28 protein-coding genes are annotated in these 26,786 nt (G+C 69.5%); 14 read left to right on the top strand and 14 right to left on the bottom strand.

Annotated elements, in window-relative coordinates; translation table 11 throughout:
• Positions 1 to 17: 17 nt before the first annotated feature.
• Entirely contained in the window at positions 18 to 1,517 is a 1,500-nt protein-coding gene (dacB, locus tag BP68_RS04545) for a D-alanyl-D-alanine carboxypeptidase/D-alanyl-D-alanine endopeptidase (protein ID WP_496369427.1), read from the top strand.
• 13 nt (positions 1,518 to 1,530) lie between these two features.
• On the opposite strand, the gene BP68_RS04550 is transcribed toward dacB, so the two are convergent.
• The 6 genes from BP68_RS04550 to BP68_RS04575 form a co-directional block, all read right to left on the bottom strand.
• Positions 1,531 to 2,484, bottom strand: a complete 954-nt coding sequence (locus tag BP68_RS04550) for an SGNH/GDSL hydrolase family protein (RefSeq protein WP_496369428.1) — start codon at positions 2,482 to 2,484, stop codon at positions 1,531 to 1,533.
• Between the two features lie 69 nt (positions 2,485 to 2,553).
• Complete coding sequence (locus tag BP68_RS04555; RefSeq protein ID WP_496369429.1) at positions 2,554 to 3,552, bottom strand: L-threonylcarbamoyladenylate synthase; 999 nt, start codon at positions 3,550 to 3,552, stop codon at positions 2,554 to 2,556.
• Between the two features lie 11 nt (positions 3,553 to 3,563).
• A complete protein-coding gene (locus BP68_RS04560) occupies positions 3,564 to 4,739 on the bottom strand; it encodes a 5-(carboxyamino)imidazole ribonucleotide synthase (protein WP_496369430.1) in 1,176 nt (391 codons plus the stop codon).
• Positions 4,736 to 5,230: a 5-(carboxyamino)imidazole ribonucleotide mutase gene (purE, locus tag BP68_RS04565; protein WP_496369431.1), complete on the bottom strand. Its 495-nt coding sequence runs from the start codon at positions 5,228 to 5,230 to the stop codon at positions 4,736 to 4,738. Before purE ends, BP68_RS04560 begins: the two co-directional genes overlap by 4 nt.
• A gap of 64 nt (positions 5,231 to 5,294) precedes the next feature.
• On the bottom strand, positions 5,295 to 5,639 hold the full coding sequence (locus tag BP68_RS04570; RefSeq protein WP_496369715.1) for a ribbon-helix-helix domain-containing protein: 345 nt from the start codon (positions 5,637 to 5,639) through the stop codon (positions 5,295 to 5,297).
• Positions 5,640 to 5,771: 132 nt separating this feature from the next.
• A complete protein-coding gene (locus tag BP68_RS04575; RefSeq protein WP_496369432.1) occupies positions 5,772 to 6,353 on the bottom strand; it encodes a DJ-1/PfpI family protein in 582 nt (193 codons plus the stop codon).
• Between the two features lie 176 nt (positions 6,354 to 6,529).
• Between BP68_RS04575 and trxA the strand changes: the two genes are divergently transcribed.
• Entirely contained in the window at positions 6,530 to 7,438 is a 909-nt protein-coding gene (trxA, locus tag BP68_RS04580; RefSeq protein ID WP_496369433.1) for a thioredoxin, read from the top strand.
• Between the two features lie 40 nt (positions 7,439 to 7,478).
• The gene (locus tag BP68_RS04585) at positions 7,479 to 8,288 is read left to right on the top strand and encodes an META domain-containing protein (protein ID WP_496369434.1); all 810 of its coding nucleotides are present in this window, start codon (positions 7,479 to 7,481) and stop codon (positions 8,286 to 8,288) included.
• Positions 8,289 to 8,303: 15 nt separating this feature from the next.
• On the opposite strand, the gene BP68_RS04590 is transcribed toward BP68_RS04585, so the two are convergent.
• Positions 8,304 to 9,224, bottom strand: coding sequence for a phosphoribosylaminoimidazolesuccinocarboxamide synthase (locus BP68_RS04590; protein ID WP_496369435.1), 921 nt, complete (start codon positions 9,222 to 9,224; stop codon positions 8,304 to 8,306).
• A gap of 371 nt (positions 9,225 to 9,595) precedes the next feature.
• Here BP68_RS04590 and hpf point away from each other — a divergent pair, with 371 nt between their 5' ends.
• From hpf to hprK, 3 genes are all read left to right on the top strand, one after another.
• A complete protein-coding gene (hpf, locus tag BP68_RS04595; RefSeq protein WP_496369436.1) occupies positions 9,596 to 9,946 on the top strand; it encodes a ribosome hibernation-promoting factor, HPF/YfiA family in 351 nt (116 codons plus the stop codon).
• A 136-nt stretch (positions 9,947 to 10,082) separates the two neighbouring features.
• Positions 10,083 to 10,550, top strand: a complete 468-nt coding sequence (locus tag BP68_RS04600; protein ID WP_496369437.1) for a PTS sugar transporter subunit IIA — start codon at positions 10,083 to 10,085, stop codon at positions 10,548 to 10,550.
• A gap of 25 nt (positions 10,551 to 10,575) precedes the next feature.
• Positions 10,576 to 11,529: an HPr(Ser) kinase/phosphatase gene (hprK, locus tag BP68_RS04605; protein ID WP_496369438.1), complete on the top strand. Its 954-nt coding sequence runs from the start codon at positions 10,576 to 10,578 to the stop codon at positions 11,527 to 11,529.
• A 7-nt stretch (positions 11,530 to 11,536) separates the two neighbouring features.
• Here hprK and fur read toward each other — a convergent pair whose 3' ends face one another.
• Positions 11,537 to 11,956 carry a ferric iron uptake transcriptional regulator gene (fur, locus tag BP68_RS04610; protein WP_496369439.1) on the bottom strand — a complete coding sequence of 140 codons (420 nt, stop codon included), beginning with the start codon at positions 11,954 to 11,956 and terminating at the stop codon, positions 11,537 to 11,539.
• 119 nt (positions 11,957 to 12,075) lie between these two features.
• Between fur and BP68_RS04615 the strand changes: the two genes are divergently transcribed.
• The 4 genes from BP68_RS04615 to BP68_RS04630 all read left to right on the top strand — a co-directional run bounded on the left by BP68_RS04615 (position 12,076) and on the right by BP68_RS04630 (position 14,609).
• Positions 12,076 to 12,615, top strand: coding sequence for an outer membrane protein assembly factor BamE (locus tag BP68_RS04615; RefSeq protein WP_496369440.1), 540 nt, complete (start codon positions 12,076 to 12,078; stop codon positions 12,613 to 12,615).
• Between the two features lie 64 nt (positions 12,616 to 12,679).
• Positions 12,680 to 13,501 carry a 4-hydroxy-tetrahydrodipicolinate reductase gene (gene dapB / locus BP68_RS04620; RefSeq protein ID WP_496369441.1) on the top strand — a complete coding sequence of 274 codons (822 nt, stop codon included), beginning with the start codon at positions 12,680 to 12,682 and terminating at the stop codon, positions 13,499 to 13,501.
• Between the two features lie 7 nt (positions 13,502 to 13,508).
• Complete coding sequence (locus BP68_RS04625; protein ID WP_496369442.1) at positions 13,509 to 14,171, top strand: MotA/TolQ/ExbB proton channel family protein; 663 nt, start codon at positions 13,509 to 13,511, stop codon at positions 14,169 to 14,171.
• A 6-nt stretch (positions 14,172 to 14,177) separates the two neighbouring features.
• Entirely contained in the window at positions 14,178 to 14,609 is a 432-nt protein-coding gene (locus BP68_RS04630; RefSeq protein ID WP_496369443.1) for an ExbD/TolR family protein, read from the top strand.
• 84 nt (positions 14,610 to 14,693) lie between these two features.
• Here BP68_RS04630 and BP68_RS04635 read toward each other — a convergent pair whose 3' ends face one another.
• A complete protein-coding gene (locus BP68_RS04635) occupies positions 14,694 to 15,959 on the bottom strand; it encodes a mechanosensitive ion channel family protein (RefSeq protein ID WP_496369444.1) in 1,266 nt (421 codons plus the stop codon).
• A gap of 143 nt (positions 15,960 to 16,102) precedes the next feature.
• Between BP68_RS04635 and leuS the strand changes: the two genes are divergently transcribed.
• The 3 genes from leuS (at position 16,103) to holA (ending at position 20,490) form a co-directional block, all read left to right on the top strand.
• Complete coding sequence (leuS, locus tag BP68_RS04640; protein WP_496369445.1) at positions 16,103 to 18,808, top strand: leucine--tRNA ligase; 2,706 nt, start codon at positions 16,103 to 16,105, stop codon at positions 18,806 to 18,808.
• 38 nt (positions 18,809 to 18,846) lie between these two features.
• Positions 18,847 to 19,359, top strand: a complete 513-nt coding sequence (locus BP68_RS04645) for an LPS-assembly lipoprotein LptE (RefSeq protein ID WP_496369446.1) — start codon at positions 18,847 to 18,849, stop codon at positions 19,357 to 19,359.
• A gap of 78 nt (positions 19,360 to 19,437) precedes the next feature.
• A complete protein-coding gene (gene holA / locus BP68_RS04650) occupies positions 19,438 to 20,490 on the top strand; it encodes a DNA polymerase III subunit delta (RefSeq protein WP_496369447.1) in 1,053 nt (350 codons plus the stop codon).
• 24 nt (positions 20,491 to 20,514) lie between these two features.
• On the opposite strand, the gene BP68_RS04655 is transcribed toward holA, so the two are convergent.
• From BP68_RS04655 to BP68_RS04675, 5 genes are all read right to left on the bottom strand, one after another.
• Entirely contained in the window at positions 20,515 to 21,282 is a 768-nt protein-coding gene (locus BP68_RS04655; protein WP_496369448.1) for a class II glutamine amidotransferase, read from the bottom strand.
• A gap of 22 nt (positions 21,283 to 21,304) precedes the next feature.
• Positions 21,305 to 22,771: a DHA2 family efflux MFS transporter permease subunit gene (locus tag BP68_RS04660; RefSeq protein WP_496369449.1), complete on the bottom strand. Its 1,467-nt coding sequence runs from the start codon at positions 22,769 to 22,771 to the stop codon at positions 21,305 to 21,307.
• A gap of 82 nt (positions 22,772 to 22,853) precedes the next feature.
• Positions 22,854 to 23,042, bottom strand: a complete 189-nt coding sequence (locus tag BP68_RS04665; RefSeq protein WP_496369450.1) for a 4-oxalocrotonate tautomerase — start codon at positions 23,040 to 23,042, stop codon at positions 22,854 to 22,856.
• Positions 23,018 to 23,293, bottom strand: a complete 276-nt coding sequence (locus BP68_RS04670) for a cysteine-rich CWC family protein (protein ID WP_496369451.1) — start codon at positions 23,291 to 23,293, stop codon at positions 23,018 to 23,020. Before BP68_RS04670 ends, BP68_RS04665 begins: the two co-directional genes overlap by 25 nt.
• Positions 23,294 to 23,396: 103 nt before the next feature.
• Entirely contained in the window at positions 23,397 to 25,589 is a 2,193-nt protein-coding gene (locus BP68_RS04675) for a malate synthase G (protein ID WP_496369452.1), read from the bottom strand.
• A 229-nt stretch (positions 25,590 to 25,818) separates the two neighbouring features.
• Here BP68_RS04675 and BP68_RS04680 point away from each other — a divergent pair, with 229 nt between their 5' ends.
• Positions 25,819 to 26,757 (top strand): LysR family transcriptional regulator, encoded by a 939-nt coding sequence (locus BP68_RS04680; protein WP_496369453.1) that lies wholly within the window; start codon positions 25,819 to 25,821, stop codon positions 26,755 to 26,757.
• The last annotated feature ends 29 nt before the right edge of the window (positions 26,758 to 26,786 follow it).

Raw genomic sequence — 26,786 nt, forward strand, 5'->3', positions numbered from 1 at the left:
GCGATAGACTCGGCGGGATGTTGTTTTTCCCGTTCGCGCAGGCCCGTGGCCGCCTGCGCCGCCTGGCCTGGGCGGCTCTCCTGGCCGTCTGCCTGCCCGCCGGGGCCCAGCGCCCCGCGGCCGCGCCGGCGGAGGCCGCCGCGCTGCCGCCCGCCGTCGAGGCCCTGCTGCAGCGCGCCAAGGTGCCGCGCGAGGCGCTGTCGGCGCTGGTCGTGGAGGTCGAGGGGCGCCAGCCCCCGCGCCTGGCCTACCAGGCCGAGGCGGCGGTGAACCCGGCCTCGGTCATGAAGCTGGTCACCACCTATGCGGCGCTGGACCTGCTGGGGCCGGCCTTCACCTGGGACACGCCCGTGTACCTGGACGCGGCGCCCCAGGGCGGCAGCCTGCGCGGCAATGTCTACATCAAGGGGCAGGGCGACCCCAAGCTAGTGGTGGAGCGCCTGTGGCTGCTCATGCGGCGCCTGCGCGCGCAGGGCATCGACGTGATCCTGGGCGACATCGTGCTCGACCGCAGCGCCTTCGAGGTGCCGGCCCACGACCCGGCCCTGTTCGACGGCGAGCCCTGGCGCCCCTACAACGCGGCGCCCGACGCGCTGCTGCTCAACTACAAGTCGGTGGCCATGGGCTTCGTGCCCGACGTGGCGGCTGGCGTGGCGCGCGTGCGCTACGAGCCGCCCCTGGCCCAGATCGACCTGCCGGCGACGGTGCCGCTGGCGGCCGCGGGCGCCGCCTGCGGCGACTGGCGCACGGGGCTGCGGGCCGAGTTCTCCGATGCCGCGCGCATCGCGTTCCAGGGCCCGTACCCGGCCGCCTGCGGGGAGCGGGAGTGGTCCGTGGCCCCGGCCGACCCGCGCGGCTATGCGGCGCGCGCCGTGGAGGGCATGTGGCGCGAGCTGGGCGGCAAACTCACCGGCCGCGTGCGCGACGGCCAGGTGCCCGCGGGCCTGCAGCCGGCCTTCAGCAGCGTGTCGCCCGCCCTGTCGGAGGTGGTGCGCGACATCAACAAGTACAGCAACAACGTCATGACCCAGCAGCTGTTCCTGACGCTGGGGCTGCAAAAAGGGGGCGTGGGGCGCTTCGACACGGCGCGCGCGGTGCTGGCGCAGTGGTGGCGCCAGCGCGTGGGCGCCAGCGAGGCGCTGGTGGTGGACAACGGCGCGGGCCTGAGCCGCGAGGCGCGCCTGACGCCCCGGGCGCTGGGGCGCCTGCTGCAGCAGGCCTGGGCTTCGCCGGTGATGCCGGAGCTGATGGCCTCGCTGCCGATCGCCGGGGTGGACGGCACGCTGCGCCGCCGCCCGGGCCTGGCGGCCGCGGGATCGGCCCACCTCAAGACCGGCACGCTGCGCGACGTGACGGCCATGGCGGGCTATGTGCACGCCGCCAGCGGCCGCCGCTATGTGCTGGTGGCCATCGTCAATCACCCGAATGCGCCCGCGGCGCGCCCGGCCGTCGAGGCCCTGGTGGACTGGGCGCTGAACGACCGCGACCGCGAGACCGCCAGCGCGCCGACGCGCTAGCGGTTGGCACGCATCACCAGCGCACGCGCAGGCGGTCGTAGGCGTAGTTGCCGAATTCGCGGTGGGCGGCCGGGGTGATGTAGACCTTGTCGGCGAACAGGAAGCGGTCGGGGTTGGCGTTCGGGCGCAGCGTGGAGCCGGTGCACAGGGCCGAGTTCACCTCGCCCGCGCCGATGCCGATGCCGGGGCCGGCATCCACCGAGGTGCAGACCGGGTTCTCGACGTCGCTGAAGCCATAGCCGCCGGCCGAGCCCTCGAACAGGTTCACGTAGTAGGCCACGTCCACGTAGAGCACGGTCTTGCGCAGGTCTTCGATGGCGATCAGCAGCTCGTCGTTGAAGCGGCGGCTGGCGCGGCTGATCAGCTGTTCCTTGTCGATGGCCTTGGCCCAGGGCGTGCGGCTCAGGTCGTAGGTGCCGGTCACCAGGATGTGCTTGGCGCCGGAATCTGACAGGCGGCGCACCTGCGTGGCCAGGTCCTTGCCGGCCTGGCCGGAGGCGGTGACGAAGGCGTCCTCGCTCTGCGCGCCCGCCCGCACGGCGGCCATGCCGGCGACGATGTCGCTCACGCCCGCGGCGATGATGACCACGTCCGCCTCGCGGAACGCCTGCCCGGCCAGGAAGCTGTCGATCTGCTGCTTCACGGTCGGGGTGGTGGCGTTGCCGGCCGCGTCGGGCGTGGCGGTGACGCGGGCATTGCCCTGCGCATAGCTCAGGCCGCCGGCCGACACGGGACGGATGGTCTTGCCGTAGTGGGAAGCCACCTGCAGCGTCCAGTTGTTGATGCTGCCGTTGTTGACGGTGTAGCTGGAGCCCTTTTGCCCCACGTCGATGGAGCCATCCCCGAAGGTGATGAAGCGCTCGGGCGAGATGGCCGATTCAATGCTGCTGGAGCCGCAGGCCGCGAGCAGGGCGGCGGCTGCGCAGGTGGTGGCCACGAGGGTGCGGCGCATCCAATGTGCTGGCATGTAATTCTCCGGAATAAGTGGGCGAGAGTGTAACGAGGGCGTCACGCGGGCTTGTAGCGCAATGTAGGTTCAGCCGGCGGCCGCGGCGCGCTGCAGGCGGTCGCGCACGCCTTCCCAGTCGGGGCTGCCGGGCGGGGTTTCGATCCAGATCAGCTTGGCGCCGGCCTCGTCGAAGCCGCGCAGCGCCGCGAACAGCTGCTGCGCGGCCGCGGCCGCGTCGTCGGGCATGCGGCGCAGGATGATCCTGGAGGACGGCGAGCGCAGCGCCGCGCGCGCGTACACGGCCATGTGCGCGGCGTCCGCGCCCAGTACGTCCAGGCCGGCCTGCAGCTGCTTGGCGTCCATCAGGCGTACGCGGGCCGTGGGGGCGTAATGTGCCAAAAGCGTGCCTGAGGCCCGTGGGGTAAGCGCGGGAAGCTCTTCTTTCGATAGCGGCCGCAGGCCGCAGGCGCGCTGCACGTCCTCGCGCGAGATGGCGCCGGGGCGCAGCAGCACGGGCACGCCGCGCGTGCAGTCGATGATGGTGGACTCGATGCCCACGGCGCAGGCGCCGCCGTCGAGCACCAGCAGCGCGTCGCCGAACGCGTCGGCCACATGGCGCGCGGTGGTCGGGCTGACCTTGCCGAAATGGTTGGCGCTGGGGGCCGACACGCCCCACACGGGCGGGTCGAGCCGCTGGCAGGCGGCCAGCACGGCATGGGCCACGGGGTGGGCCGGGCAGCGCAGACCCACGCTGTCCTGGCCGCCCGTGGAGGCCCGGGCCGCCTGGGGCAGGCGCGGCAGGATCAGCGTCAGCGGGCCGGGCCAGAAGGCGTCGATGAGCTGCTGCGCGAACAGCGGCACCTCCTTGGCGTAATGGGTGATGGCCGCGGCGTCGGCCACATGCACGATCAGCGGGTGGTTGGCGGGGCGCCCCTTGGCGGCAAAGATCTGCGCCACGGCCGCGTCGTTGTCGGCGTCGGCCGCCAGGCCGTAGACGGTCTCGGTCGGCAGGCCCAGCAGTTCGCCGCGGGCCAGGGCCTGCGCGGCGGCCTGCACCGCGGTGGGGAGCGTCCCATCCAGGATCACGGCGCGGCCTTTCAGAACGGGGCGATGCCCAGGATGGCCGCCGCCCGCAGCGCCGTGTCGCGCACGGCCTGCGGCGTGGCGCCGGTGATGTTCAGGTGGCCCATCTTGCGGGCGCGCTGGGGCGTCGCCTTGCCGTACAGGTGTAGGTGGCAGCCGGGCAGGGCCAGCACCTGGTCCCAGGCCGGCGCGGCGGGCGTGTCGCCGCTTGCGAACCACAGGTCGCCCAGCAGGTTCAGCATGATGGTGGGGCTGTGCAGGCGCGGCTGCACCAGCGGCAGGCCGGTCATGCAGCGCACCTGCAGCTCGAACTGCGACACGTCGCAGGCGTTCTGGCTGTAGTGGCCGCTGTTGTGCGGGCGCGGGGCGATCTCATTGACCACCAGCGAGCCGTCTTCCAGCACGAAGAACTCCACGCACAGCACGCCCACATAGCGCAGGCCGTCTGCTACGGATTTCGCGGCTGCCAGCGCTTGCTGTACCTGGGCTGGTGGCAGATTTCCTTCATACACCTCGGTCACGGCCAGGATGCCGTCCCGGTGCAGGTTGCGCTGCACGGGCAGGTGGACGAGTTGGCCGTCGCGGCCGCGCGCCACGATGACCGAGCATTCGTGCGCCAGCGGCAGCATCTTCTCGAGCACGCAGGTCACGCGGCCCAGCTGGTCCCAGGCGGCGGCCAGGTCGTCCAGCGTCTTCACGCGGACCTGGCCCTTGCCGTCGTAGCCCATGCGGGCGGTCTTGAGGATGCCGGGCAGCAGGTCGGCCGGCACGGCGGCCAGCTGCGCGGGCGTGGCGATCACGGCGTGCGGGGCGACGGGGACGCCGCATTGCACGAAGTGCGCCTTCTCCTGCGCGCGGTCCTGGGCGATGGCCACGGCGCTGCCGGCAGGCGACACGGGCAGGCTGCGCGCCAGCGTGTCGAGGGCGGCGGCGGGCACGTTCTCGAACTCGGTGGTCACGGCCGCGCAGACCCGGGCCAGCCCGGCCAGGCCCTGCGGGTCTTCGTAGCCGGTGCGGATGTGGTGGTGGCTCACCAGGCCGGCGGGGCTGGTGGCGTCGGCGTCGAGCACGGCGGTGAAGTAGCCCATGGACTGGGCGGCATGCACGAACATGCGGCCCAGCTGGCCGCCGCCCAGCACGCCCAGCGTGGCGCCGGGCAGGATCACGTCAGGCATGGGGGCGTCGCTCATGCATGCACCGGCAGCGTCATGGCGCGCGCGGCCTCGGTCTGCTCGGCGCGGAAGGCCTCGAGCCTGGCGCGCAGCGCGGCATCTTCGTTGGCCAGCAGGGCCACGGCGAACAGCGCGGCATTGGCGGCGCCGGCGTTGCCGATAGCGAAGGTGGCCACGGGCACGCCCTTGGGCATCTGCACGATGGAGTGCAGCGAGTCCACGCCCTGCAGGTGGCGGCTGGCCACGGGCACGCCGAGCACGGGCACGGGGGTCTTGGCGGCGAGCATGCCGGGCAGGTGCGCGGCGCCGCCCGCGCCGGCAATGATGGCCTTCAGGCCGCGGCCGGCCGCGGCCTCGGCGTAGCGGAACATGTCGTCCGGCATGCGGTGGGCGGAGACCACCTGGGCCTCGTGGGCGATGCCGAATTGCTGGAGGATGGCAACTGCGTGCTGCATGGTGTCCCAGTCGCTGCTGGAGCCCATGACCACGCCGATCTGGATGGGGTTCATGTGTGTGGGGCGCGCGGGGCGCTCGCCTGGGTGGAACCCGCGATTTTACTTTTTGTGCGCGCCGTCAGTGCGCCAGCGCGGCGGCGGCGCCCGCCCCGAGCGTGATCGAACGGATGGGGATGCGCGCGTCGCGCGCGATGTCGCCCGACAGCTGCAGCGCCAGGTAGCGCGTGCAGCACACGCGCAGGAAGGAGGTGAAGTTGTCCACCGCGCCATGCTCGGCCATCAGCTCGTCATACAGCCGCGTGCACAGCTGGGCGACGCTGTAGCCGTCGCGCGCGGCGATCTCCTGCAGCACCTGCCAGAACATGTTTTCCAGCCGGATGCTGGTCGCCACCCCGTGCAGCCGCACGGAGCGGGCGCGGTAGGCGTAGAGCTGCGGATCGGCGCTGATGAAGACCTGGCACACGGCGGACTCCTGGGACACATGCAAGGCCGGCCATGGTGGGGGCCGGCGGGGCCTGCGTCAAGCCGGGTGATGTATGCTATTGAATTAATAGCTGCGAGCGCTTTGTGGAAAAGCGCTGCAGCCTATTTTGACTCAAAGCGTGATGCGCGTGCCCAGCAGCGCCAGCAACTGCGCGATCCAGGCCGGGTGGGCCGGCCAGGCGGGGGCGCTGACCAGGTTGCCCTGGGTGTGGGCCTGGTCCACGGGGATGTCGGCGTAGGTGCCGCCGGCCAGCTCCACCTCGGCGCGGCAGGCGGGGTAGGCGGAGCAGGTGCGGCCCTGGAGCACGCCCGCGCCGGCCAGCAGCTGGGCACCGTGGCAGACGGCGGCCACGGGCTTGTTGGCGTCGAAGAAGTGGCGCACGGCGGCGCACACGGCGGCGTCGTTGCGCAGGTACTCGGGGCCGCGGCCGCCGGGAATCACCAGCGCGTCGTAGCTCTCGGGCCGGATGTCGGCGAACGTGGCGTTGAGCGTGAAGTTGTGGCCGGGCTTTTCGCTGTAGGTCTGCGCGCCCTCGAAGTCGTGGATGGCCGTCTTGATCTGGTCGCCGGCCTTCTTGCCGGGGCAGACCGCATGCACCTGGTGGCCCACGGCCAGCAGCGCCTGGAAGGGGACCATGGTTTCATAGTCCTCGCAGTAGTCGCCGCAGATCATCAGAATCTTCTTGCCTGCCATGGTTGTCTCCTTGTGTGGTGGTTTCGGAGCCTGGCATTGTGGGCAGCCCGGCCGCAGGGCGGGTATTAACCCGCTACTACAGCGGCGCCATGCGCCTGCTGCGCGCGAAATTGCCCGAGAATCCCCTGACTCTTGATGACCGGCGCGCCGCGCCACATTACCGGGACTGCCTACACATGATCGACGTCACCATAGAAACTTTTGAAACCGAAGTCATCGCCGCGTCGATGCAGGCGCCCGTGCTGGTCGATTTCTGGGCGCCCTGGTGCGGCCCGTGCAAGACCCTGGGCCCCCTCCTGGAAAAGCTGGAGACGGAGTACGCCGGCCGCTTCAAGCTGGTGAAGATCGACTCCGACCAGGAGCAGCAGCTGGCCGCCATGTTCGGCATCCGCAGCATTCCGACCTGCGTGCTGATGATCAACGGCCAGCCGGTGGACGGCTTCATGGGCGCCCAGCCCGAGGGCCAGCTGCGCGCCTTCCTGGACAAGCACCTGCCCAGCGCCGAGGAGCTGGAGGCCGAGGAGCAGGAAGAAGAGGCCTTGGACGCCCTGGCCGAGGGCGATACCGAGGGCGCGCTGGACAAGCTGCAGGCCGCCGTGGCCACCGACCCGGCCAACGACGACGCGCGGTTCGACTACGTGAAGCTGCTGCTGCAGCTGGGCCGCGTCGACGATGCCAAGGTGGCCTTCGCCCCGGTGATCGCCAAGGCCGAGACATCGCGCAAGCTCGCGGCGCTCAAGGCCTGGATGGATGCTATTGATTTCGTAGCTGTTAACGCTCATGGGGCGGGCGCTGGTGCCGAATTTGATGCCAAGATTGCCGCCAACAAGCGCGACTTCGAGGCGCGCTTCGGCCGCGCGCGCTGGCTCATGGCCCAGCAGCGCTGGACGGACGCCATGGACGAGCTGCTGGAAATCCTCATGCGCGACAAGGCCTGGAGCGACGAGGCCGCGCGCAAGGCCTACGTGGCGGTGCTGGAAATCATCGAGCCGCCCAAGGTCAAGGTGGCCGACGGCCAGATCCCGCCCGAGGACCCGGTGGTGGCCACCTACCGCCGCCGCCTGTCCAGCGTCGTCCTGAGCTGAGCGGGGCTTGCGGGCGCGGCGCTGGAAACGGATCGGCGGGGTGGCCGCGGCCTGGCTGGCCGCCGCCTGGCTGACCGGCTGCGCCACCGCGCCGGCGCCCGATGCGCAGGTCACCGGCACGGCGATCTCGCGCGAGCGGCTCTACGTGCCACCCGATGCGCTGTTCGAGGCCACGCTCGTGGACGTGACGCGCGAGGGCGAGCCGCCCGTGGTGCTGGCGCGCCAGCGCATCGACCCCGCGGGGCCGCCGCCCTACGCGCTGCGCCTGCCCTACCACCAGGCCCGCACCCCGCCCCAGGGGCGCTACGAGGTGCGCGCCGCCGTCACGCAGCAGGGCCGGCTGCTGCTGGACATGCCGGGCGTGCACCCGGCGCTGATCGACCCGGCCTTCCGCCATGTGGACGTGATCCTGGCGCGCGTGCCGCTGCTGGCGGCCACGGCCATGGCGGCCGTGCCGCTGCGCCAGACCTATTGGAAGCTGGTTGAGGTGGTGGGCGGCGAGCCCGTGGCGCCGCCCGCTGCAGGGGCGACCATGGCCCATCTGCTGCTGGAGCGCGACGCGGGCCGCGCCAGCGGCTCGGGCGGCTGCAACCGCTTCATCGCGGACTATGCGCAGGAGGGCGGGCGGTTGCGCCTGTCGGGGCTGAACTCGTCGCTGCGCCTGTGCCTGGCGGGCGGTGGGTCGGAGCCGGCGTTCTTCGAACGCCTCGGCGCCGTGGCGTTCTACCACCAGCAGGGGCGGGAGCTGGAGCTGCGCGATGCAGAGGGCAAGCCCCTGCTGCGCTTCGTGGCCGAGGAGCGGGGCATGCCGCGGCTGGAGGACGAGGTGCCGCCCATGCAGCCGCAGTAAGGGGGCTGGGAGTGATCAGGCCGTGAGGCGCTGCAGCGCCTCGCGGTACTTGGCGGCGGTCTTCTCCACCACCTCGCGCGGCAGGCGCGGCGCGGGCGCGGTCTTGTTCCAGGGCTTGCCGTTCACCTGGGCCTGCTCCAGCCAGTCGCGCACGAACTGCTTGTCGTAGCTGGGCGGGTTCTCGCCCTTGGCCAGGGCCTCGGCATAGCCCTCCACGGGCCAGTAGCGCGAGCTGTCGGGCGTGAGCACCTCGTCCATAAGCACCAGCTCGCCGCTGTCGGTCAGGCCGAACTCGAACTTGGTGTCTGCAATGATCATGCCCTTCTCCAGCGCGATGGCGGCGGCGGCCTCGTACAGCTGGATGGAGATGTCGCGGATCCGGGAAGCCAGCTCCAGGCCAATCATCTCCACCGTGCGCTCGAAGCTGATGTTCTCGTCGTGCTCGCCCATGGCGGCCTTGGCTGCCGGCGTGTAGATGCTGTGCGGCAGCTTGGCGGCATTCGTCAGGCCCTCGGGCAGCGGCACGCCGCAGACCGAACGCGACTCCTGGTATTCCTTCCAGCCGCTGCCGGCCAGGTAGCCGCGCACCACGGCCTCGACGGGGATGGGCTTGAGGCGGCGGACCAGCATCGAGCGGCCCTGCACCTGGGGCACCTCGGCGGGCGTGACCACGCTCTCGGGCGCCTCGCCCGTGAGGTGGTTGGGCACGACATGGCCGAGCTTGTCGAACCAGAACAGCGCCATCTTGGTCAGCAGCTCGCCCTTGCCGGGGATGGGCTCGCCCATGATCACGTCGAAGGCCGAAAGCCGGTCGCTGGCCACCATCAGGATGCGGTCTTCACCCACGGCGTAGTTGTCGCGCACCTTGCCGCGTGCCAGCAGCGGCAGCGAGGTCAGGGCGGAGGTGTGCAGGGCGGAGGTGCTGGGCTGGGTCATGGCAGTCGGACGGAAGGCGGCCGGGAAAGAGCGCGCGCGATGATCGGAGGGGACGGCCCGCCATTGCCGGGCCGAAGGATGAATTTTAGCGGCGCGGCCGCGGCGGGCGGCGTGGTGTCGGTACCCGGCGCGGTGGACCGCGAGCGCGATACGCCTGGGCTGCCGGCGGCAGGACAACCGGACGATTGTGAAGCTTTTTGGGCCGCTTGACACCTGCCCGTCATATCCCGTGCGTGGGGGACGGGAACGCGTTGCTTTCCGGGAGCCAGGGGCGCATAGTGAACCCAGGCCTGAATGCATTCAAGTTCGCCAGCCGCCCCGGACCGGCAAGGGGTGGCGTTTTTCAACTGTGAGTCACAGGAGACTTGTCTATGAACTTGACGATCAGCGGTCATCACCTTGAAGTGACCCCCGCCTTGCGCAGCTATGTGACATCCAAGCTGGAACGCATCACGCGACACTTTGATCAGGTGGTGGATGTCAAGGTGCTACTGACCGTAGAGAAGCAGAAGGAGAAGGAAAAGCGCCAGCGCGCCGAATGCAATGTGCACGTGAAAGGAAGCGATCTGTTTGTGGAAAGCACCCATTTCGATCTGTATGCTGCCGTGGATGAGTTGATGGACAAGCTCGACCGCATGGTCGTGCGCCACAAGGATCGTCTGCAGGATCACCAGGCCGGCGTGCGCCGCGCCACCATCCAGGCCGCCGCTGCGGCCGCATGACGGGCAGTCTTGGGCCCATCCGCATCGCCGCCTGCGAAGGCGGTGATGCAGCAACCGCCCCAGGGGCGGTTTTTTGTTTCTGTTGGATACACTTTTAGGGTTTCCGCTAGGCGTGCATAATCGTCGCACACTGACCATGAATCGACTTGCTTCCATATTGCCTCCCGCACAAGTGCTCGTGAGCGTCGATGCCACCAGCAAAAAGCGTGCTTTCGAGGAGGCGGGCCTGCTGTTCGAGAGCCAGCACGGCTTGTCCCGGGCCCTGATCACCGACAGTCTCTTCGCGCGCGAGCGTCTGGGCTCCACGGGGCTGGGCCATGGCGTGGCCATTCCGCATGGCCGCATCAAGGGCCTCAAAGCGCCCATGGCGGCGGTGTTCCAGCTGGCGCAGCCCATCGGCTTCGATGCCCCCGACGAGCAGCCCGTGGCGCTGCTGATCTTCCTGCTGGTGCCCGAGGCGGCGACGCAAAAGCACCTGGAAATCCTGTCGGAAATCGCAGAGCTGCTGAGTGACGGCGCGCTGCGCGAGCGCCTGAAGACCTGTACCGACGCGGCCGGCCTGCACGGCATGATCTCCGGCTGGCAGTCCGCCCAGGGCGGCTGACGCAGCGCTTCACCATCGGGCCGCCGTGAAACCAAACGTCGTCAGCGCCGATGTGCTTTTCGAGGAATTCCGCGCCCTCCTGAAATGGGAGTGGGTGGCCGGGCTGGGTGCCTCCGAGCGCCGCTTCACCGAGGTCGCCGTGCGCGCCGCGCGTTCGGGCGCCGACCTGGTCGGCTACCTGAATTACATCCATCCCTATCGCGCGCAGATTCTGGGCGAGCGTGAGGTCGCCTACCTGACCAACGCCACGCCGGAGGACTGCAAGCGCCGCATCGCGCGCATCGTCACGCTGGAGCCCCCGGTGCTGATCCTGGCCGACGGCCAGGCCGCGCCGGACGAGGTGGTGTCGATGTGCGAGCGCGCGCAGATTCCGATGTTCTCCACGCAGGAGTCGGCGGCCTTCGTGATCGACGTGCTGCGCGCCTACCTGTCCAAGCATTTCGCCGACCGCACCACCATGCACGGCGTGTTCATGGACATCCTGGGCCTGGGCGTGCTCATCACCGGCGAATCCGGCCTGGGCAAGAGCGAGCTGGGGCTGGAGCTGATCACGCGCGGCAACGGCCTGGTGGCCGACGACGCGGTGGACCTGTACCGCATCAACCAGACCACCATCGAGGGCAAGTGCCCCGAGCTGCTGCAGAACCTGCTGGAGGTGCGCGGCATCGGCCTGCTGGACATCCGGGCGATCTTCGGCGAGACGGCGGTGCGCCGGCGCATGCGCCTGAAGCTCATCGTGCACCTGGTGCGCAAGGAAACCCTGGAGCGCGACTACGAGCGCATGCCCTATGAGCCACTCACGCAGGACGTGCTCGGCGTGCCCGTGCTCAAGGTGGTGATCCAGGTGGTGGCGGGGCGCAACATCGCCGTGCTGGTCGAGGCGGCGGTGCGCAACACCATCTTGCAGCTGCGCGGCATCGACACCTACCAGGAGTTCGTGGAGCGCCACCGCCGCGCCATGGAGCGCGGGGGCGCCTGATCGGCGTTCAGCCCTTCTTGGCGCAGGTGGCGCACTGGCCGTACAGCGCCATGGCGTGGTCGTGCACCACCCAGCCCTTGGACTGGGCGATCAGGTTCTGGCGCTTTTCGATCTCGGGGTCGTAGAACTCCTCGACCTTGCCGCATGCGGTGCAGATGAAATGGTCGTGGTGCTGGCCCTCGTTGAGCTCGTACACAGCCTTGCCACTCTCGAAATTGCTGCGGATCAGGATGCCGGCCTGCTCGAACTGCGTCAGCACGCGGTACACGGTGGCCAAGCCGATGTCGGAGCGCTCGTCCAGCAGCACGCGGAACACGTCTTCGGCCGTCATGTGGCGCTGTGCACCCTTCTGGAAGATTTCCAGGATCTTCAGCCGCGGCAGTGTCGCCTTGAGGCCGGTGCTTTTGAGTTCGTCGATGTTCGTCATGACAAGGTCTTTCGTGTGCCAGGGCGAAATCAAGGATGACGCGCCCTGAAGGCTGCGCGCAAGGCCCGGAGAATCCAGCCGCTACAATGGGCCGGATCATATCCCCTATGTATAAACCCATGTTTGCTCCCGCCCGTTGGGGCGCCCGCTGGGGCGCCATTGTGTTGATTGGTGCCGGGCTGGCTGGTTGCGCTGGCACCAGCGACCGCCTGGCGGGCATGGTGACGCCCTACAAGGTGGACGTGGTGCAGGGCAACTTCGTCTCGCGTGAGCAGGTGGAGATGCTCCAGCCCGGCATGGGACGCCAGCAGGTGCGCGAGATCCTGGGCACGCCGCTCATGGTGAGCGTGTTCCATGCCGACCGCTGGGAATACGTCTTCACCCTCAAGCGTCCGGGCGTCGAGGTGCAGACGCGCAAGCTCACCGTGCTGTTCAAGGACAACGTGATGGAGCGCGTCGAGGGCGACGAGATGCCCTCCGAGTCCGAGTTCGTGGCCTCGCTCACCACCAAGGTGACCACTCCCAAGGTGCCGCAGCTGGAGGCCACCGAGGCACAGCTGGCCCGCTTCCCCAAGGCCACGCCCGAGGCCGAGCCGTCCGCTGTGCCGGCTGCACCGCCCACCACCAGCTACCCCCCGCTGGAATCCACGCGCCGCTGACGTGCGCCGCCGGTGGCTTGCGGGCGTGGCCGCGTAACCCGTCTTCCCCTTTTGGTCTGCCGACATGACAACTTCTTCCTCCGCACCCCGTCGCGTGGCCGTGGCCGGCGCCTCCGGCCGCATGGGCCACATGCTCATCGAGGCCATCCTGGCCAGTGACGACTGCACTCTGGCCGGCGCGCTCGACCTGCCGTCCAGCCTCGCCGTGGGCACGGACGCCGCCGCCTTCCTGGGCCGCACCAGCGGCGTGCACATCACCGCAGACCTGCGCGCCGGGCTGCAGGACGCCGATGTGCTGATCGACTTCACGCGCCCCGAGGGCACGCTGGCCCACCTGGCGGTCTGCGCCGAGATGGGCGTGCAGATGGTCATCGGCACCACCGGCTTTTCCGATGCGCAGAAGGCCGAGATCGACGCCGCCGCGCAGAAGGTGGGCGTGGTGTTCGCGCCCAACATGAGCGTGGGCGTGAACGTCACGCTCAAGCTGCTGCAGATGGCCGCCCAGGCGCTGCGCACGGGCTACGACATCGAAATCATCGAGGCCCACCACAAGCACAAGGTGGACGCACCCTCGGGCACGGCCCTGAAGATGGGCGAGGTGATCGCCGAGGCGCAGGGCACGCGCCTGGCCGACCGCGCCGTGTACGAGCGCTACGGCCACACGGGCGAGCGCCAGCAGGACACGATCGGCTTCGCCACCGTGCGCGGCGGCGACATCGTGGGCGACCACACGGTGCTGTTCGCCGGCACCGGCGAACGGGTCGAGATCTCGCACAAGTCCAGCAGCCGCGCCGGCTACGCCCAGGGCAGCCTGCGTGCCGTGCGCTACCTGGCCACGCAGCGCGCGGGCCTGTTCGACATGTTCGACGTGCTGAACCTCCGGTAACCGCGCCATGGACGGCCTGCACTGGTTGCGCCAGGGCGATGCGGTGACGCAGGCCTCGGCCCTGCTGCTGCTGGCGATGTCGGTGGCCAGCTGGGTCGTCATTTTCTGGAAGCTGCGCTTGATGCGGCGCGCCCATGTGGACGTGCCGCGCTGCACGGCCGCGTTCTGGCAGGCGGGCACGCTGGCCGCCGCGGCCGAGCGCCTGCAGCCCCTGGACCGCGAGGCGTTGGTGTTGCCCCTGGTGCGGGCGGCCGCGCAGCTGGCACAGGCCGAAGCGGGCGCCACGCTGGCCGGCCAGGGCGGCCTGTCGCAGCGGCTCACGCGGGTGCTGCGTGACGCCCTGCACGGCGTGCTGGGCAAGCTGCAGTTCGGCCAGGTGCTGCTGGCCACCGTGGGCTCCACGGCGCCCTTCGTGGGGCTGCTGGGCACGGTGTGGGGCATCTACCATGCGCTCACGGCCATGGCCGGGGCGGGGCAGATCACCATCGAGCGCGTGGCCGGGCCCGTGGGCGAGGCGCTGATCATGACGGCCGCCGGCCTGGTGGTGGCGATTCCCGCCGTGCTGGCCTACAACTGGTTCGGCCGCGTCATCGGCCGCATCGAGGCCGACCTGGAAGGCTTCGCGCGCGATCTGCGCGAGCTGGTCATCGACATCGGCGCCAGCGACTGACCCGCCATGACATTCGGCCGACTGGAACGCACCCCGGGGCCGCAGCCCATGAGCGAGATCAACGTCACGCCCCTGGTGGATGTGATGCTGGTGCTGGTGGTGATCTTCATCCTCACGGCGCCGCTGCTGGCCAGCAGCCTGCGGCTGGAGCTGCCGCGCGCCGAGGGCGCCCAGCCGGGCACGCCGGCGCACGCGGTGGTGCTGGCGGTGGACGTGGCCGGCCAGGCCTATCTGGACGACGAACCCGTGGGCGCCGAGGCGCTGGCGCTGCGGCTGGCGCAGATCGCCGCCGAGGCGCCCGACACCGAGGTGCAGCTGCGCGCCGACACGGCCGTGCCCTACGGCCGCGTGGTGGAGGTGATGGGCGCGGCCCAGGCGGCGGGGCTGCGGCGCATGGGCTTCGTCACCCAGCCGCCGCAGGACAATCCTAAAAAATAGGAGCGCTCAGCGCTTTTCTGCAGGCCGTTTTCAGTATAAAACGTATTGAAAGCGCCAGTAGTCAAGCGTAAGCAGCTCCTGTTTTTATGGCGAAACGCTGGCCTGCTGCGCGGTCTGGCGCAGCCCGGTGCGGATGTCGTGGCCCGTGGGGCTCTGGTACAGGCGCAGGTTGAACTCGGGCAGCACGGCGATCAGGTGGTCGAAGATGTCGCCCTGGATGGCCTCGTACTGCACCCAGGCCGTGGTGGAGGTGAAGCAGTACAGTTCCAGCGGCACGCCCTCGGCCGTGGGCTCCAGCGAGCGCACCATCAGCGTCATGCCCTGGTGGATGTGGGGGTGGGCCTGCAGGTAGGCCTGCACATAGGCGCGGAAGGTGCCGACGTTGGTCAGCCGGCGCAGGTTGGCGGGTGCGGCGGCGTGCTCGCCCAGGGCGGCGTTGCTGGCCCGCACGGCCTGGCGCTTTTCCTGCAGGTAGGGCGCCAGCAGCGCGATGCGCGCCAGGCGGTCGGTCTCCTCGTCGGTCAGGAAATGCACGCTGGCGGCGTCCAGGCGCAGCGTGCGCTTGATGCGCCGCCCGCCCGACTCGGCCATGCCGCGCCAGTTGCGGTAGCTCTCGCTCATCAGCCGCCAGGTGGGGATGGTGGTGATGGTCTTGTCCCAGTTCTGCACCTTCACCGTGTGCAGCGCGATGTCCACCACGTCGCCATCGGCGCCGACCTGGGGCATCTCGATCCAGTCGCCCACGCGCAGCATGTCGTTGGACGACAGCTGCAGGCCTGCGGTGAACGAGAGGATGGTGTCCTTGAACACCAGCATCAGCACCGCCGACATGGCGCCCAGGCCCGACAGCAGGATCAGCGGCGAGCGGTCGATGAGCGTCGCCACGATGACGATGGCGCCCACCAGTGTCAGCAGCAGCTTGGCCAGCTGCACGTAGCTCTTGATGGAGCGCGTGGCCGTGGGGGCGTCGCCGGGCGTGCGGTTGTGCTCCTGCAGCGTGGCGTCGAGCAGGGCGTTCAGGGTGCGCACCAGCTGCAGCACCGTCAGCGCCACGGCCACGTTGCCGATGACCGTGGCCGCCACGGCGTGCAGGTGGGGCACGGCGTCGATGCCGGCCTGGATAACCAGCGACGGCACCACATGGGCCAGGCGCCGCAGCACCTGGTCGTGCCAGACCACGCGCGCCCACTGCACGCCCATGTGGTCGCGGATGCGCGGCACCGTGTGCAGCAGCACGTACTGCGCCACGGCCTGGATGGCAAAGGCCAGCAAGAGCAGGCCGCTCAGGCCCAGGCTGGCCTGCAGCCAGGGTTCCAATTCAGCAAACAGCGTGAGGGCGGTCACGGTCAAGACAACTTTCCGGAAATGAAGAAACCAGCCGGCCCACGCGGGTCGGCGGCACAAAGGGGTGGGGGGATGAGCGCCTAGAATCGGGCGCAGTGAAGCCCATTGTGACCACTGCGCCGGTGCGCAGTTCCCTTTTCCCAGGTTCCATGCAAGACAAATACAACCACACCGAGGTGGAGCGCGCCGCCCACGCCCACTGGAATGCCAACGACGCCTACCGCGTGACCGAGGACCAGGCGAAGCCGAAGTACTACGCCTGCTCCATGCTGCCCTACCCCAGCGGCAAGCTGCACATGGGCCATGTGCGCAACTACACCATCAACGACATGCTCACGCGCCAGCTGCGCATGAAGGGCTACAACGTCCTCATGCCCATGGGCTGGGACGCCTTCGGCCTGCCGGCCGAGAACGCGGCGCTGAAGAATAAGGTGCCGCCCGCGCAGTGGACCTACGACAACATCGCCTACATGAAGCAGCAGATGCAGGCGATGGGGCTGGCCATCGACTGGAGCCGCGAGTTCGCCACCTGCGACCCCGACTACTACAAGTGGAACCAGTGGCTGTTCCTGAAGATGCTGGAAAAGGGCATCGCCTACCGCAAGACCCAGGTGGTGAACTGGGACCCGGTGGACCAGACCGTGCTGGCCAACGAGCAGGTCATCGACGGTAAGGGCTGGCGCACCGGCGCGCCGGTCGAGAAGCGCGAGATCCCCGGCTACTACCTGAAGATCACCGACTACGCCCAGGAGCTGCTGGACCATGTGCAGGTCGGCGGCGACAAGGCCACGCTGACCGGCTGGCCCGACAAGGTGCGGCTGATGCAGGAGAACTGGATCGGCAAGAGCGCCGGCGTGCGCTTCGCGTTCACGCACGACATCCGGGGCGCCGATGGCCAACTGATCCAGGACGGACGGATGTACGTGTTCACCACGCGCGCCGACACCATCATGGGCGTGACCTTCTGCGCCGTGGCGCCCGAGCACCCGCTGGCCCAGCATGCCGCCGCCTCCAGCCCGAAGCTGGCCGCCTTCATCGAGGAATGCAAGAAGGGCGGCACGACCGAGGCCGAGCTGGCGCTGAAGGAAAAGGAAGGCCAGCCCACGGGGCTGTTCGTCACCCACCCGCTCACGGGCGAGCAGGTCGAGGTCTGGGTCGGTAACTACGTGCTCATGAGCTACGGCGACGGCGCCGTGATGGGCGTGCCCGCGCACGACGAGCGCGACTTTGCCTTCGCGCTCAAGTACCAGCTGCCCATCAAGCAGGTGGTGCTGGTGGACGGCGAGCACTTCGACTACCACCGCTGGCAGGACTGGTATGGCGACAAGGAGCGCGGCGTCACCGTCAACTCCGACAACTTCAGCGGCCTGGGCCACAAGGAGGCCGTGGCCGCCGTGGCCCACGCGCTGCAGGAAAAGGGCCTGGGCGAACTCAAGACCACCTGGCGCCTGCGCGACTGGGGCGTGAGCCGCCAGCGCTACTGGGGCACGCCCATCCCCATCATCCACTGCCAGGACTGCGGCCCGCAGCCCGTGCCCGAGAAGGACCTGCCCGTGGTGCTGCCCGAGGGCCTGGTGCCCGATGGCTCCGGCAACCCGCTGGTCAAGAGCGAGGCCTTCCACGCCGGCGTGACCTGCCCCTGCTGCGGCAAGCCGGCACGCCGCGAGACCGACACCATGGACACCTTCGTGGACTCGTCCTGGTACTTCATGCGCTACTGCGACGCGAAGAACGCCGAGCAGATGGTGGCCGGCGGCGCCGACTACTGGATGCCCATGGACCAGTACATCGGCGGCATCGAACACGCCATCCTGCACCTGCTGTACGCGCGCTTCTGGACCAAGGTCATGCGCGACCTGGGCCTGGTCAAGGTGGACGAGCCCTTCACCAAGCTGCTCACGCAGGGCATGGTGCTCAACCACATCTACAGCCGCCGCACCGCCAAGGGGGCCAAGGACTACTTCTGGCCGCACGACGTGGAGCATGTGCTGGATGAGGGCGGCAAGGTCATCGGCGCCAAGCTGAAGAACCCGGCCGAGAGTGGCGACGGCCTGCTGCCGGTGGGCACGCCCATCGACTACGAGGGCGTGGGCACCATGTCCAAGTCCAAGAACAACGGCGTGGACCCGCAGCAGCTCATCGAGAAGTACGGCGCCGACACCGCGCGCCTGTACACCATGTTCACCGCGCCGCCCGAGCTGACGCTGGAGTGGAACGACGCCGCCGTGGAGGGCAGCTACCGCTTCCTGCGCCGCGTGTGGAACTTCGGCGTGAAGCTGGCCGCCATCGACAAGGATGCGGCCCTCGCCAGCGTGGCGGGCGCCACCAGCCTCAAGGACGTAGAGTTCGGCAAGGAGGCCAAGGCCCTGCGCCTGGAGATCCACACCGTGCTCAAGCAGGTGGACTACGACTACCAGCGCATGCAGTACAACACCGTGGTCTCCGGCGCGATGAAGATGATCAACGCGCTCGAGGACTTCAAGGCCATGGACACCGCGGGCGCCCAGGTGGCGCTGATCGAGGGCTTCGGCATCCTGCTGCGCGTGCTTTACCCGGCCACCCCGCACATCGCCCACACGCTGTGGAGCGAGCTGGGCTACGCCGGCACCCTGGGCGACCTGCTGGACGCCACCTGGCCCCAGGTGGATCAGCAGGCCCTGGTGCAGGACGAGCTGGAGCTGATGCTGCAGGTCAACGGCAAGCTGCGCGGCGCGATCCGCGTCAGCGCCACTGCCGACAAGGCCGCCATCGAGCAGGCGGCCCTGGCCAGCGAGGACTTCCAGAAGTTCGCGGAAGGCAAGGCGCCCAAGAAGGTCATCATCGTGCCGGGGCGCCTGGTCAACGTCGTGGTCTGACCCGGGCCGCCAACAGGTCCGCAGCAAAGGCTTTTCGCATGCACAAGCGTACTTTTCTCACCTGGCTGGCCGCGGCGTCCGCCGCCGGCCTGGGCACGGCCTGCGGCTTTCGGCTGCGTGGCACGCCGGAGTTCGCCTTCCGCTCGCTCTACGTGCAGGCGCCGGCCGGCTCGCTGCTGGCGCGCGAGCTGCGGCGCACGCTGCAGGGCGCTGGCGGCGCGCTCACGGTGCTGACCGAGCCCGCCCAGATGACGCAGGCCGAGGCCATCCTGGACCTGCTGTCCGAGCAGCAGGAGCGCGTGGTCGTGGGCCTGAACGCCTCGGGCCAGGTGCGCGAGCTGCAGCTGCGCCTGCGCGTGCGCTTTCGCCTGCGCGGCCAGCAGGGGCAGGAGTGGATTCCGGACACCGAGCTGCTGCAGCAGCGCGACATCAGCTACAACGAGACCATCGCCCTGTCCAAGGAGGGCGAGGAGGCCATGCTGTTTCGCAACATGCGCACGGACCTCGTCCAGCAGCTCATGCGCCGCCTGGCCTCGGTCAGGCCGGGCTGAGTGGTTGCTATTGTATTTATAGCTATTTGCGCTTCATACATGGGCGCTACATGCCAATTTGATGCTTGATCCGGTCGCATGCAAATCGCTTTGAACCAGCTCGGTGCGCAACTGCACAAAGGCCTGCGCCCGCTCTACACGCTGCACGGCGACGAGCCGCTGCTGCAGCAGGAGGCGCTGGACGCCATCCGCGCGGCCGCGCGCGCCCAGGGCTACACCGAGCGCAGCAGCTTCACCGTGGCCGGCGCGCATTTCGACTGGAGCGGCGTGCTGGCCGCGGGCGGCTCGCTGTCGCTGTTCGCCGACAAGCAGATCGTGGAGATCCGCATCCCCTCGGGCAAGCCGGGCAAGGACGGCAGCGCCGCGCTGCAGCAGATCGCCCAGGCCGCGGCGGGCAACGACAGCACGCTCACCGTGGTCGTGCTGCCGCGCCTGGACAAGGCCACGCGCACGGGCGCCTGGTTTGCGGCGCTGGAGGCGCAGGGCGCCACGGTGCAGATCGACCCGGTGGAGCGCGCCCAGCTGCCGCAGTGGATCGCCCAGCGCCTGGCCGCCCAGGGCCAGCGCGTGGCCGCGGGCGAGGAGGGGCAGCGCACGCTGCAGTTCTTCGCCGACCGCGTGGAGGGCAACCTGCTGGCCGCGCACCAGGAGATCCAGAAGCTTGCGCTGCTGCACCCTGCGGGCGAGCTGGGCTGGGCGCAGGTGGAGGCCGCCGTGCTCAACGTGGCGCGCTACGACGTGTTCAAGCTGTCCGAGGCCGTGCTGTCGGGCCAGGTGGCGCGCATGCAGCGCATGCTCGACGGCCTGCAGGCCGAGGGCGAGGCCCCGGTGCTGGTGCACTGGGCGCTGGCCGAGGACATCCGCGCCCTGAAGCGCGTGAAGGACGCCATGAACGCCGGCAAGCCCCTGCCCATGGCGCTGCGCGAGAACCGCGTCTGGGGCGCCAAGGAGCGCCTGTTCGAGCGCCTGCTGCCGCAGGCCAGCGACGCCGCCCTGGCGCGGCTGCTGCAGTCGGCGCACCAGGTGGACGGCATCGTCAAGGGCCTGAAGGTGCCCGACTGGCCGCAGGACGCCTGGCAGGCCCTGCAGCGGCTGGCGCTGCAGCTGAGCCGGCTCGGGGCCCGGGCGTAGCGCACCGGCCGGGCCGCGGGGGCGTCACGCCGCGCGGCACTCCCCGTCCACGAACACCCGCATCTCGCCCGACTGGAAGGCCGTCCACTGCTCGTTGGAGGTGAGCGGCGCCGTCACCACCACGGCCACCTTGTCGCTGGGCGTGGTATGGGCCGAGAAGTCCACGCACAGGTCCTCGTCGCACAGCTGGGCCTGCGCGAACGGGTGGCGGCGCTCGATGTAGTACAGGTGCGTGGAGGCATGCGCCCACAGCGCCTGGCCGTTGGACAGCAGGAAGTTGAACGTGCCGTGCGGCGCGATGTGCGCCGCCAGCTCGCGCAGCGTCAGGGTCAGTTCCTCGATGCTGGGCATGCCCGCGTGGGACTTGGACAGCTCCTGCATGATCCAGCAGAACATGTGCTCGCTGTCGGTGCTGCCCACGGGGTGGAAGTGGGCGTGCAGGCGCGGGCGGAAGTCCTTCAGGTCGCCGTTGTGCGCGAACACCCAGTACCGCCCCCACAGCTCGCGCACGAAGGGGTGGCAGTTCTCCAGGCTCACCTGCCCCTGCGTGGCCTTGCGGATATGGGCGATGACGTTGCGGCTCTTGATGGGGTAGCGGCGGATCAGCTCGGCCACCGGCGAGTCCACCGCGCGCTCGTGGTCCACGAAGTGGCGCAGGCCGCGCCCCTCGAAGAAGGCGATGCCCCAGCCGTCGGTGTGGTCGGCCGTGTGGCCCGCGCGCTGCGCAAACCCCCTGAAGCTGAAGGTCACGTCGGTCGGCGTGTTGGCGTTCATACCGAGCAGCTGGCACATGGCGGTTTCGATGAGGGGAAGATCAGGCCGCGTGGCCCGGGGTGATGGCACGGGGCTCGCGCAGCTGCCAGGCCGCGACGAGCGCGAGCAGGCACAGGCCGGTGAGCATGAGGAAGGTCTCGGCGAAGGCCGCGGCGCGGTTCGGGCCGCCGGCCGTGGCGGCCAGCGAGGCTCCGTGCGCCGCCATGCGCCATTCGAGCACGATGCCGCACAGGCTCACGCCGGCCGCGCCGCCGAGCATGCGGATAAAGCCGATGGCGCTCGAGCCCTGCGAGATCAGCGACTTGTCGAGCGGCCGCATGGCGCCCAAGTTCAGCGACGGCAGGATGAAGCCCAGGCCGATACGCCCGACGATGGCGAAGGCCACGAGCATCCACAGCGGCGAGCCGGGCCCCACGAACACCATGAGCGCGAACGAGGCCGCGAGCAGCGCGAGCCCCGTGGCCACGAGCCAATGCGTGGGCCGCCGGTCGGCCAGGCGCCCCACGAGCGGGATGGTGGCGGCCAGCGCGATGCCGGCCGGCAGCATGATGGCGCCCACGTGCGAGGCCGACAGATGCAGCCCCAGCTGCATGAACACGGGCAGCAGGTAGGTGGAGCCGAACAGCGCCGTGCCGTAGATGAAGGCCACCACGCTGCCCATGGCGAACGGGCGGTACTGGAACAGCCGCAGGTCCATGAGCGGCTTGCCGCCGCGCGCCAGCTGCCGGCGCTGCCACCAGACGAAGAGCACGAGCGCGGCCAGGGCCGCGCCCAGCAGCGCCGCCGATTCGCCCGCGGGGCCGCCGTGCAGCGCCACCAGCCCGTTGAGCAGGCACAGCGTGCCGCCCGCGCCGAGCAGCAGGCCGCGCCAGTCGAGTCCCGCGCCGTCGCGCGCCGTTGCGACGCCGCCGGGCGCGGTGACGGGCACGAACTTGTAGGCCAGCCACAGCGAGGCGAGGCAGAACGGCACGACCATGAAGAAGATCGAGCGCCAGCCGAACCAGTCGACCAGCAGCCCGCCGATGCTGGGGCCGATGGCGGGCGCCAGCACCACGCCCATGCCGAAGATGCCGCTGGCGCGGCCCTGCTCATGGGGCTGGAAGGCGTAGAGGATGATGACGGCGGGAATGGGCTGCACCACGCCGGCGGCCAGGCCCTCGGCCACGCGCGCGGCCAGCACCAGCCAGAACTGGCCGGCCAGGCCGCCGCCGATGCCGCCCGCCATGAGCAGCAGCACCGCGCCCACGTAGGTGGCGCGGTAGCCATAGCGCGACAGCAGCCAGGGCGTGGTGAGCATGGCCACCGTGGTGGCCACCATGAAGCCGGACGTGACCCATTGCGCGCGCTCCTGGCCCAGCGCGAAGTGGTGGCTCATGTCGGGGATGGCCACGTTCACGATGGTGGACGACATGATGGAGGCCATGGTGCCCACCATCACCGTCAGCAACAGCAGCCAGCGATAGCGTTCGCCGTAGCGGGCCTTGAGCGCGGCGGCGGAATCGGTCATGGCGTGTCCTACATGCTCCCCGGCCCTTGAAACTGGCGCGCCCGAGACTAGCGGGAGGCGGCGCAGTTGCGCAGGGGGTTGTTCACTGCTTGTCCAGCCAGAGCTTGCCGCCCGTGGCCCAGTTCTCGCGCTTGACGTCGGTGATCAGGATGTCCACCGACTCGGGCGAGCCGCCCAGGATTTCGACGGACACGCGGGTGATCTCTTCGGCCAGCTTGCGCTTTTGCTCGGCGGTGCGGCCTTCCATCATTTCGATGTGGTAGGTGGGCATGGGGACTCCTTGGTGGGGGGAAATGGGGGAGTCGAAATCATATCGGTAGGGGACGGCGGCGCAGGCGTTTCGCGTGCGCACAGCGGGCAGATGCAGGCACGGCCCCGGTCCTCGGGCGCCAGGCGCGCCAGCTGCGCGCGCGAGACGGGCTGGGTCATGCACCAGCATTCCCCGGCGGGCCGGCCCGCGGCAACGGCGCATTGGTTGGCCTGGCCGCACAGCGGGCAGCGGGTGGTGTCGGTGGGGTCCATGGGGACAGTGTACGAAGCACAAAGGCACCCGCAGGTGCCTTTGTGATTGGATTGGCCTCCAGCGCCCGTACATCAAGCGCTGGCAGCTATTGAATTGATAGCTTCAGGCGGCCTTCACCCTCAGGCGCCAGGCGTGCAGCAGGGGCTCGGTGTAGCCGCTGGGCTGCTCCACGCCCTTGAACACCAGGTCGCAGGCGGCCTGGTAGGCCATGGACTCGGTGAAGCGGCCGGCCATCTTCTGGTACAGCGGGTCGCCGGCGTTCTGCTGGTCCACCTTGGCGGCCATGCGTTCGAACGTGGCGCGCACCTGGGCTTCGGTCACCACGCCGTGCAGCAGCCAGTTGGCCACGTGCTGGCTGGAGATGCGCAGCGTGGCGCGGTCTTCCATCAGGCCGATGTCGTTGATGTCCGGCACCTTGGAGCACCCCACGCCCTGGTCCACCCAGCGCACCACGTAGCCCAGAATGCCCTGGATGTTGTTGTCCAGCTCCTGCTGCTTCTCGGCGTCGCTCCAGTTCGGGTTGCTGCTCACGGGCACGGTGAGCAGGCCGGTCAGCAGGTTGTCGCGCTCGGCGGCGGCGTCGATCTTCTCCATCTCGGCCTGGATGTCGCTCACCTTCACCTGGTGGTAGTGCAGGGCGTGCAGCGTGGCGCCCGTGGGGCTGGGCACCCAGGCGGTGTTGGCGCCGGCCTTGGGGTGGGCGATCTTTTGCTCCAGCATGGCCTTCATCAGGTCGGGCATGGCCCACATGCCCTTGCCGATCTGGGCCTTGCCGCGCAGGCCCATGGACAGGCCCACCAGCACGTTGTTGCGTTCGTAGGACTGGATCCAGGCGCTGGTCTTCATGTCGCCCTTGCGGATCATGGGGCCGGCGTGCATGGCGGTGTGCATCTCGTCGCCGGTGCGGTCCAGGAAGCCGGTGTTGATGAAGGCCACGCGGCTGCGGGCCGCGGCAATGCAGGCCTGCAGGTTGACGGAGGTGCGGCGCTCCTCGTCCATGATGCCCAGCTTCACGGTGTTGGCGGCCAGGCCCAGCACCTGTTCGACGCGGCCGAACAGCTCGTCGGCGAAGGCCACCTCGGCCGGGCCGTGCATCTTGGGCTTGACGATGTAGACGCTGCCCGTGCGGCTGTTCTTGATGCCGTTCGCGCCACCGCCCTTCAGGTCATGGATGGCGATGGCCGTGGTCACCACGGCGTCCAGGATGCCCTCGGGGATTTCCTTGCCGTCGGCGCCCCACAGGATGGCCGGGTTGGTCATCAGGTGGCCCACGTTGCGCACGAACATCAGCGAGCGGCCGTGCAGCGTGAGCGGCTGGCCGTTGGCGCCGGTGTACTGGCGGTCGGCGTTCAGGCCGCGCGTCATGGGCTTGCCGCCCTTGTCGAAGGTCTCGGTCAGCGTGCCCTTGAGGATGCCCAGCCAGTTGCCGTAGCCCAGCACCTTGTCCTCGGCGTCCACGGCGGCCACGGAGTCTTCCAGGTCCAGGATGGTGGACAGGGCAGCCTCCAGCACCACGTCGGCCACGCCGGCGGCGTCGGTCTGGCCGATGGCGGTGGCGCGGTCGATGCGGATGTCGATGTGCAGGCCGTTGTTCACCAGCAGCACGGACGAGGGCGTCGCCGCGTCGCCCTGGTGGCCCACGAACTGGGCGGGGTTCTTCAGACCGGTGGCGGAGCCATTCTTGAGCGCGACGGCCAGCTTGCCGCCCTCCACGCGGTAGCCGGTGGCATCCTGGTGCGAGCCCGCGGCCAGCGGCGCGGCCTGGTCCAGGAAGTCGCGCGCGAACGCGATCACCTTGGCGCCGCGCATGGGGTTGTAGCCCTTGCCCTTCTCGGCGCCGCCGTCCTCGCCGATCACGTCGGTGCCGTACAGCGCGTCATACAGCGAGCCCCAGCGCGCGTTGGCGGCGTTCAGCGCGTAGCGCGCGTTCAGGATCGGCACCACCAGCTGCGGGCCGGCCTGGATGGCCAGTTCGGCATCCACGTGGGTCGTGGTGGCCTTGGCGTCCTTCGGGGGCTCGACCAGGTAGCCGATCTGCGAAAGGAAGTTGCGGTAGCCCGCCATGTCCTTGATCGGGCCGGGATTGGCCTGGTGCCAGGTGTCCAGTTCCTTTTGCAGGCGGTCGCGCTCGGCCAGCAGGGCGGCGTTCTTGGGCGCGAGGTCGGCCACGATGGCGTCGAAGCCCTTCCAGAAGGCCGCCGGCTCGACGCCGGTGCCCGGAAGCACTTGCTCGTTGATGAAGGCGTGCAGTTCGTTGGCCACCTGCAGGCCGTGGACTTGGGTACGTGCGGTCATGAGAAACCCCCTAGCGGTAATTGACAAAGCCGTGGCCCATGAAGGAGCCTTGCATGCCACTGTATTAGAAATATTTCCATTAATAAATTGCGCCAATATCCCTAAACCAATGACTTTTTTGCAAAGATTGGCCACACTCACGGCATTCGCCCGAAGTCTCGGGTGGTGCAGAATTGATAGCTATCAGCGCTTGCTGTGTAAGCCTTGAAGCCATTTTTGGCTTGTACTCATGGATAAACTCAAAGCGTTCGAGTCATTCGTCTCGGTGGCCACCCGGGGCAGCCTCACGGCCGCCGCCAAGGCCGAGGGCGTGGCGCCCGCCATCATGGGCCGGCGGCTGGACGCGCTGGAGGAGCACCTGGGCGTGAAGCTGCTGGTGCGCACCACGCGGCGCATCTCGCTCACGCACGAGGGCAGCGCCTTCCTGGAGGACTGCCAGCGCCTGCTGGCCGACGTGGCCAGCGCCGAGGCCAGCGTCTCCGCCGGCGGCGTGCGGGCCACGGGGCACCTGCGCATCACGGCGCCCGCGGGCTTCGGCCGGCGCCATGTGGCGCCGCTGGTGCCGCGCTTTCGCGACCTGCACCCCGAGGTGCGCATCTCGCTGAACCTGAGCGACCGCGTGGTGGACCTGGCCGGCGAGGGCTATGACTGCGCCGTGCGCGTGGGCGACCTGCCCGATTCGTCCCTGGTCAGCGTGCGCATGGCCGACAACCGGCGCCTGTGCGTGGCCACGCCCCAGTACCTGGAGCGGCGCGGCACGCCGCAGCACCCGGGCGAGCTCACGCAGCACGACTGCCTCACGCTGTCCAGCGACGCCTCGCAGACGCGCGGCTGGGCCTTTCGCGTGCCGGTGGCGGACGGCGGCGGCGCCACCGAGGTCGTGCACTTCAAGCCCGGCGGGCCGCTGGACTGCTCCGACGGCCAAGTGCTGCACGACTGGTGCATGGGCGGCTGGGGCATCGCCTGGCGCAGCACCTGGGAGGTGGAGTCCGAGATCGCGGCCGGCCGCCTGGTGGCCGTGCTGGAGGATTTCGCCGCCCCGCCCAACGGCATCTACGTGGTCTTCCCGCAGCGCAAGCACCTGCCCCTGCGGGTGCGGCTGTGGATCGACTACCTCAAGCACCACTACGCCCAGCCCGCGTTCTGGGGCCGGCCGGCGCACGACTGACGCCGGGCCCTGGCCGCGGCTCTCGCGCA

The organism is Diaphorobacter oryzae DSM 22780 (assembly GCF_059568935.1).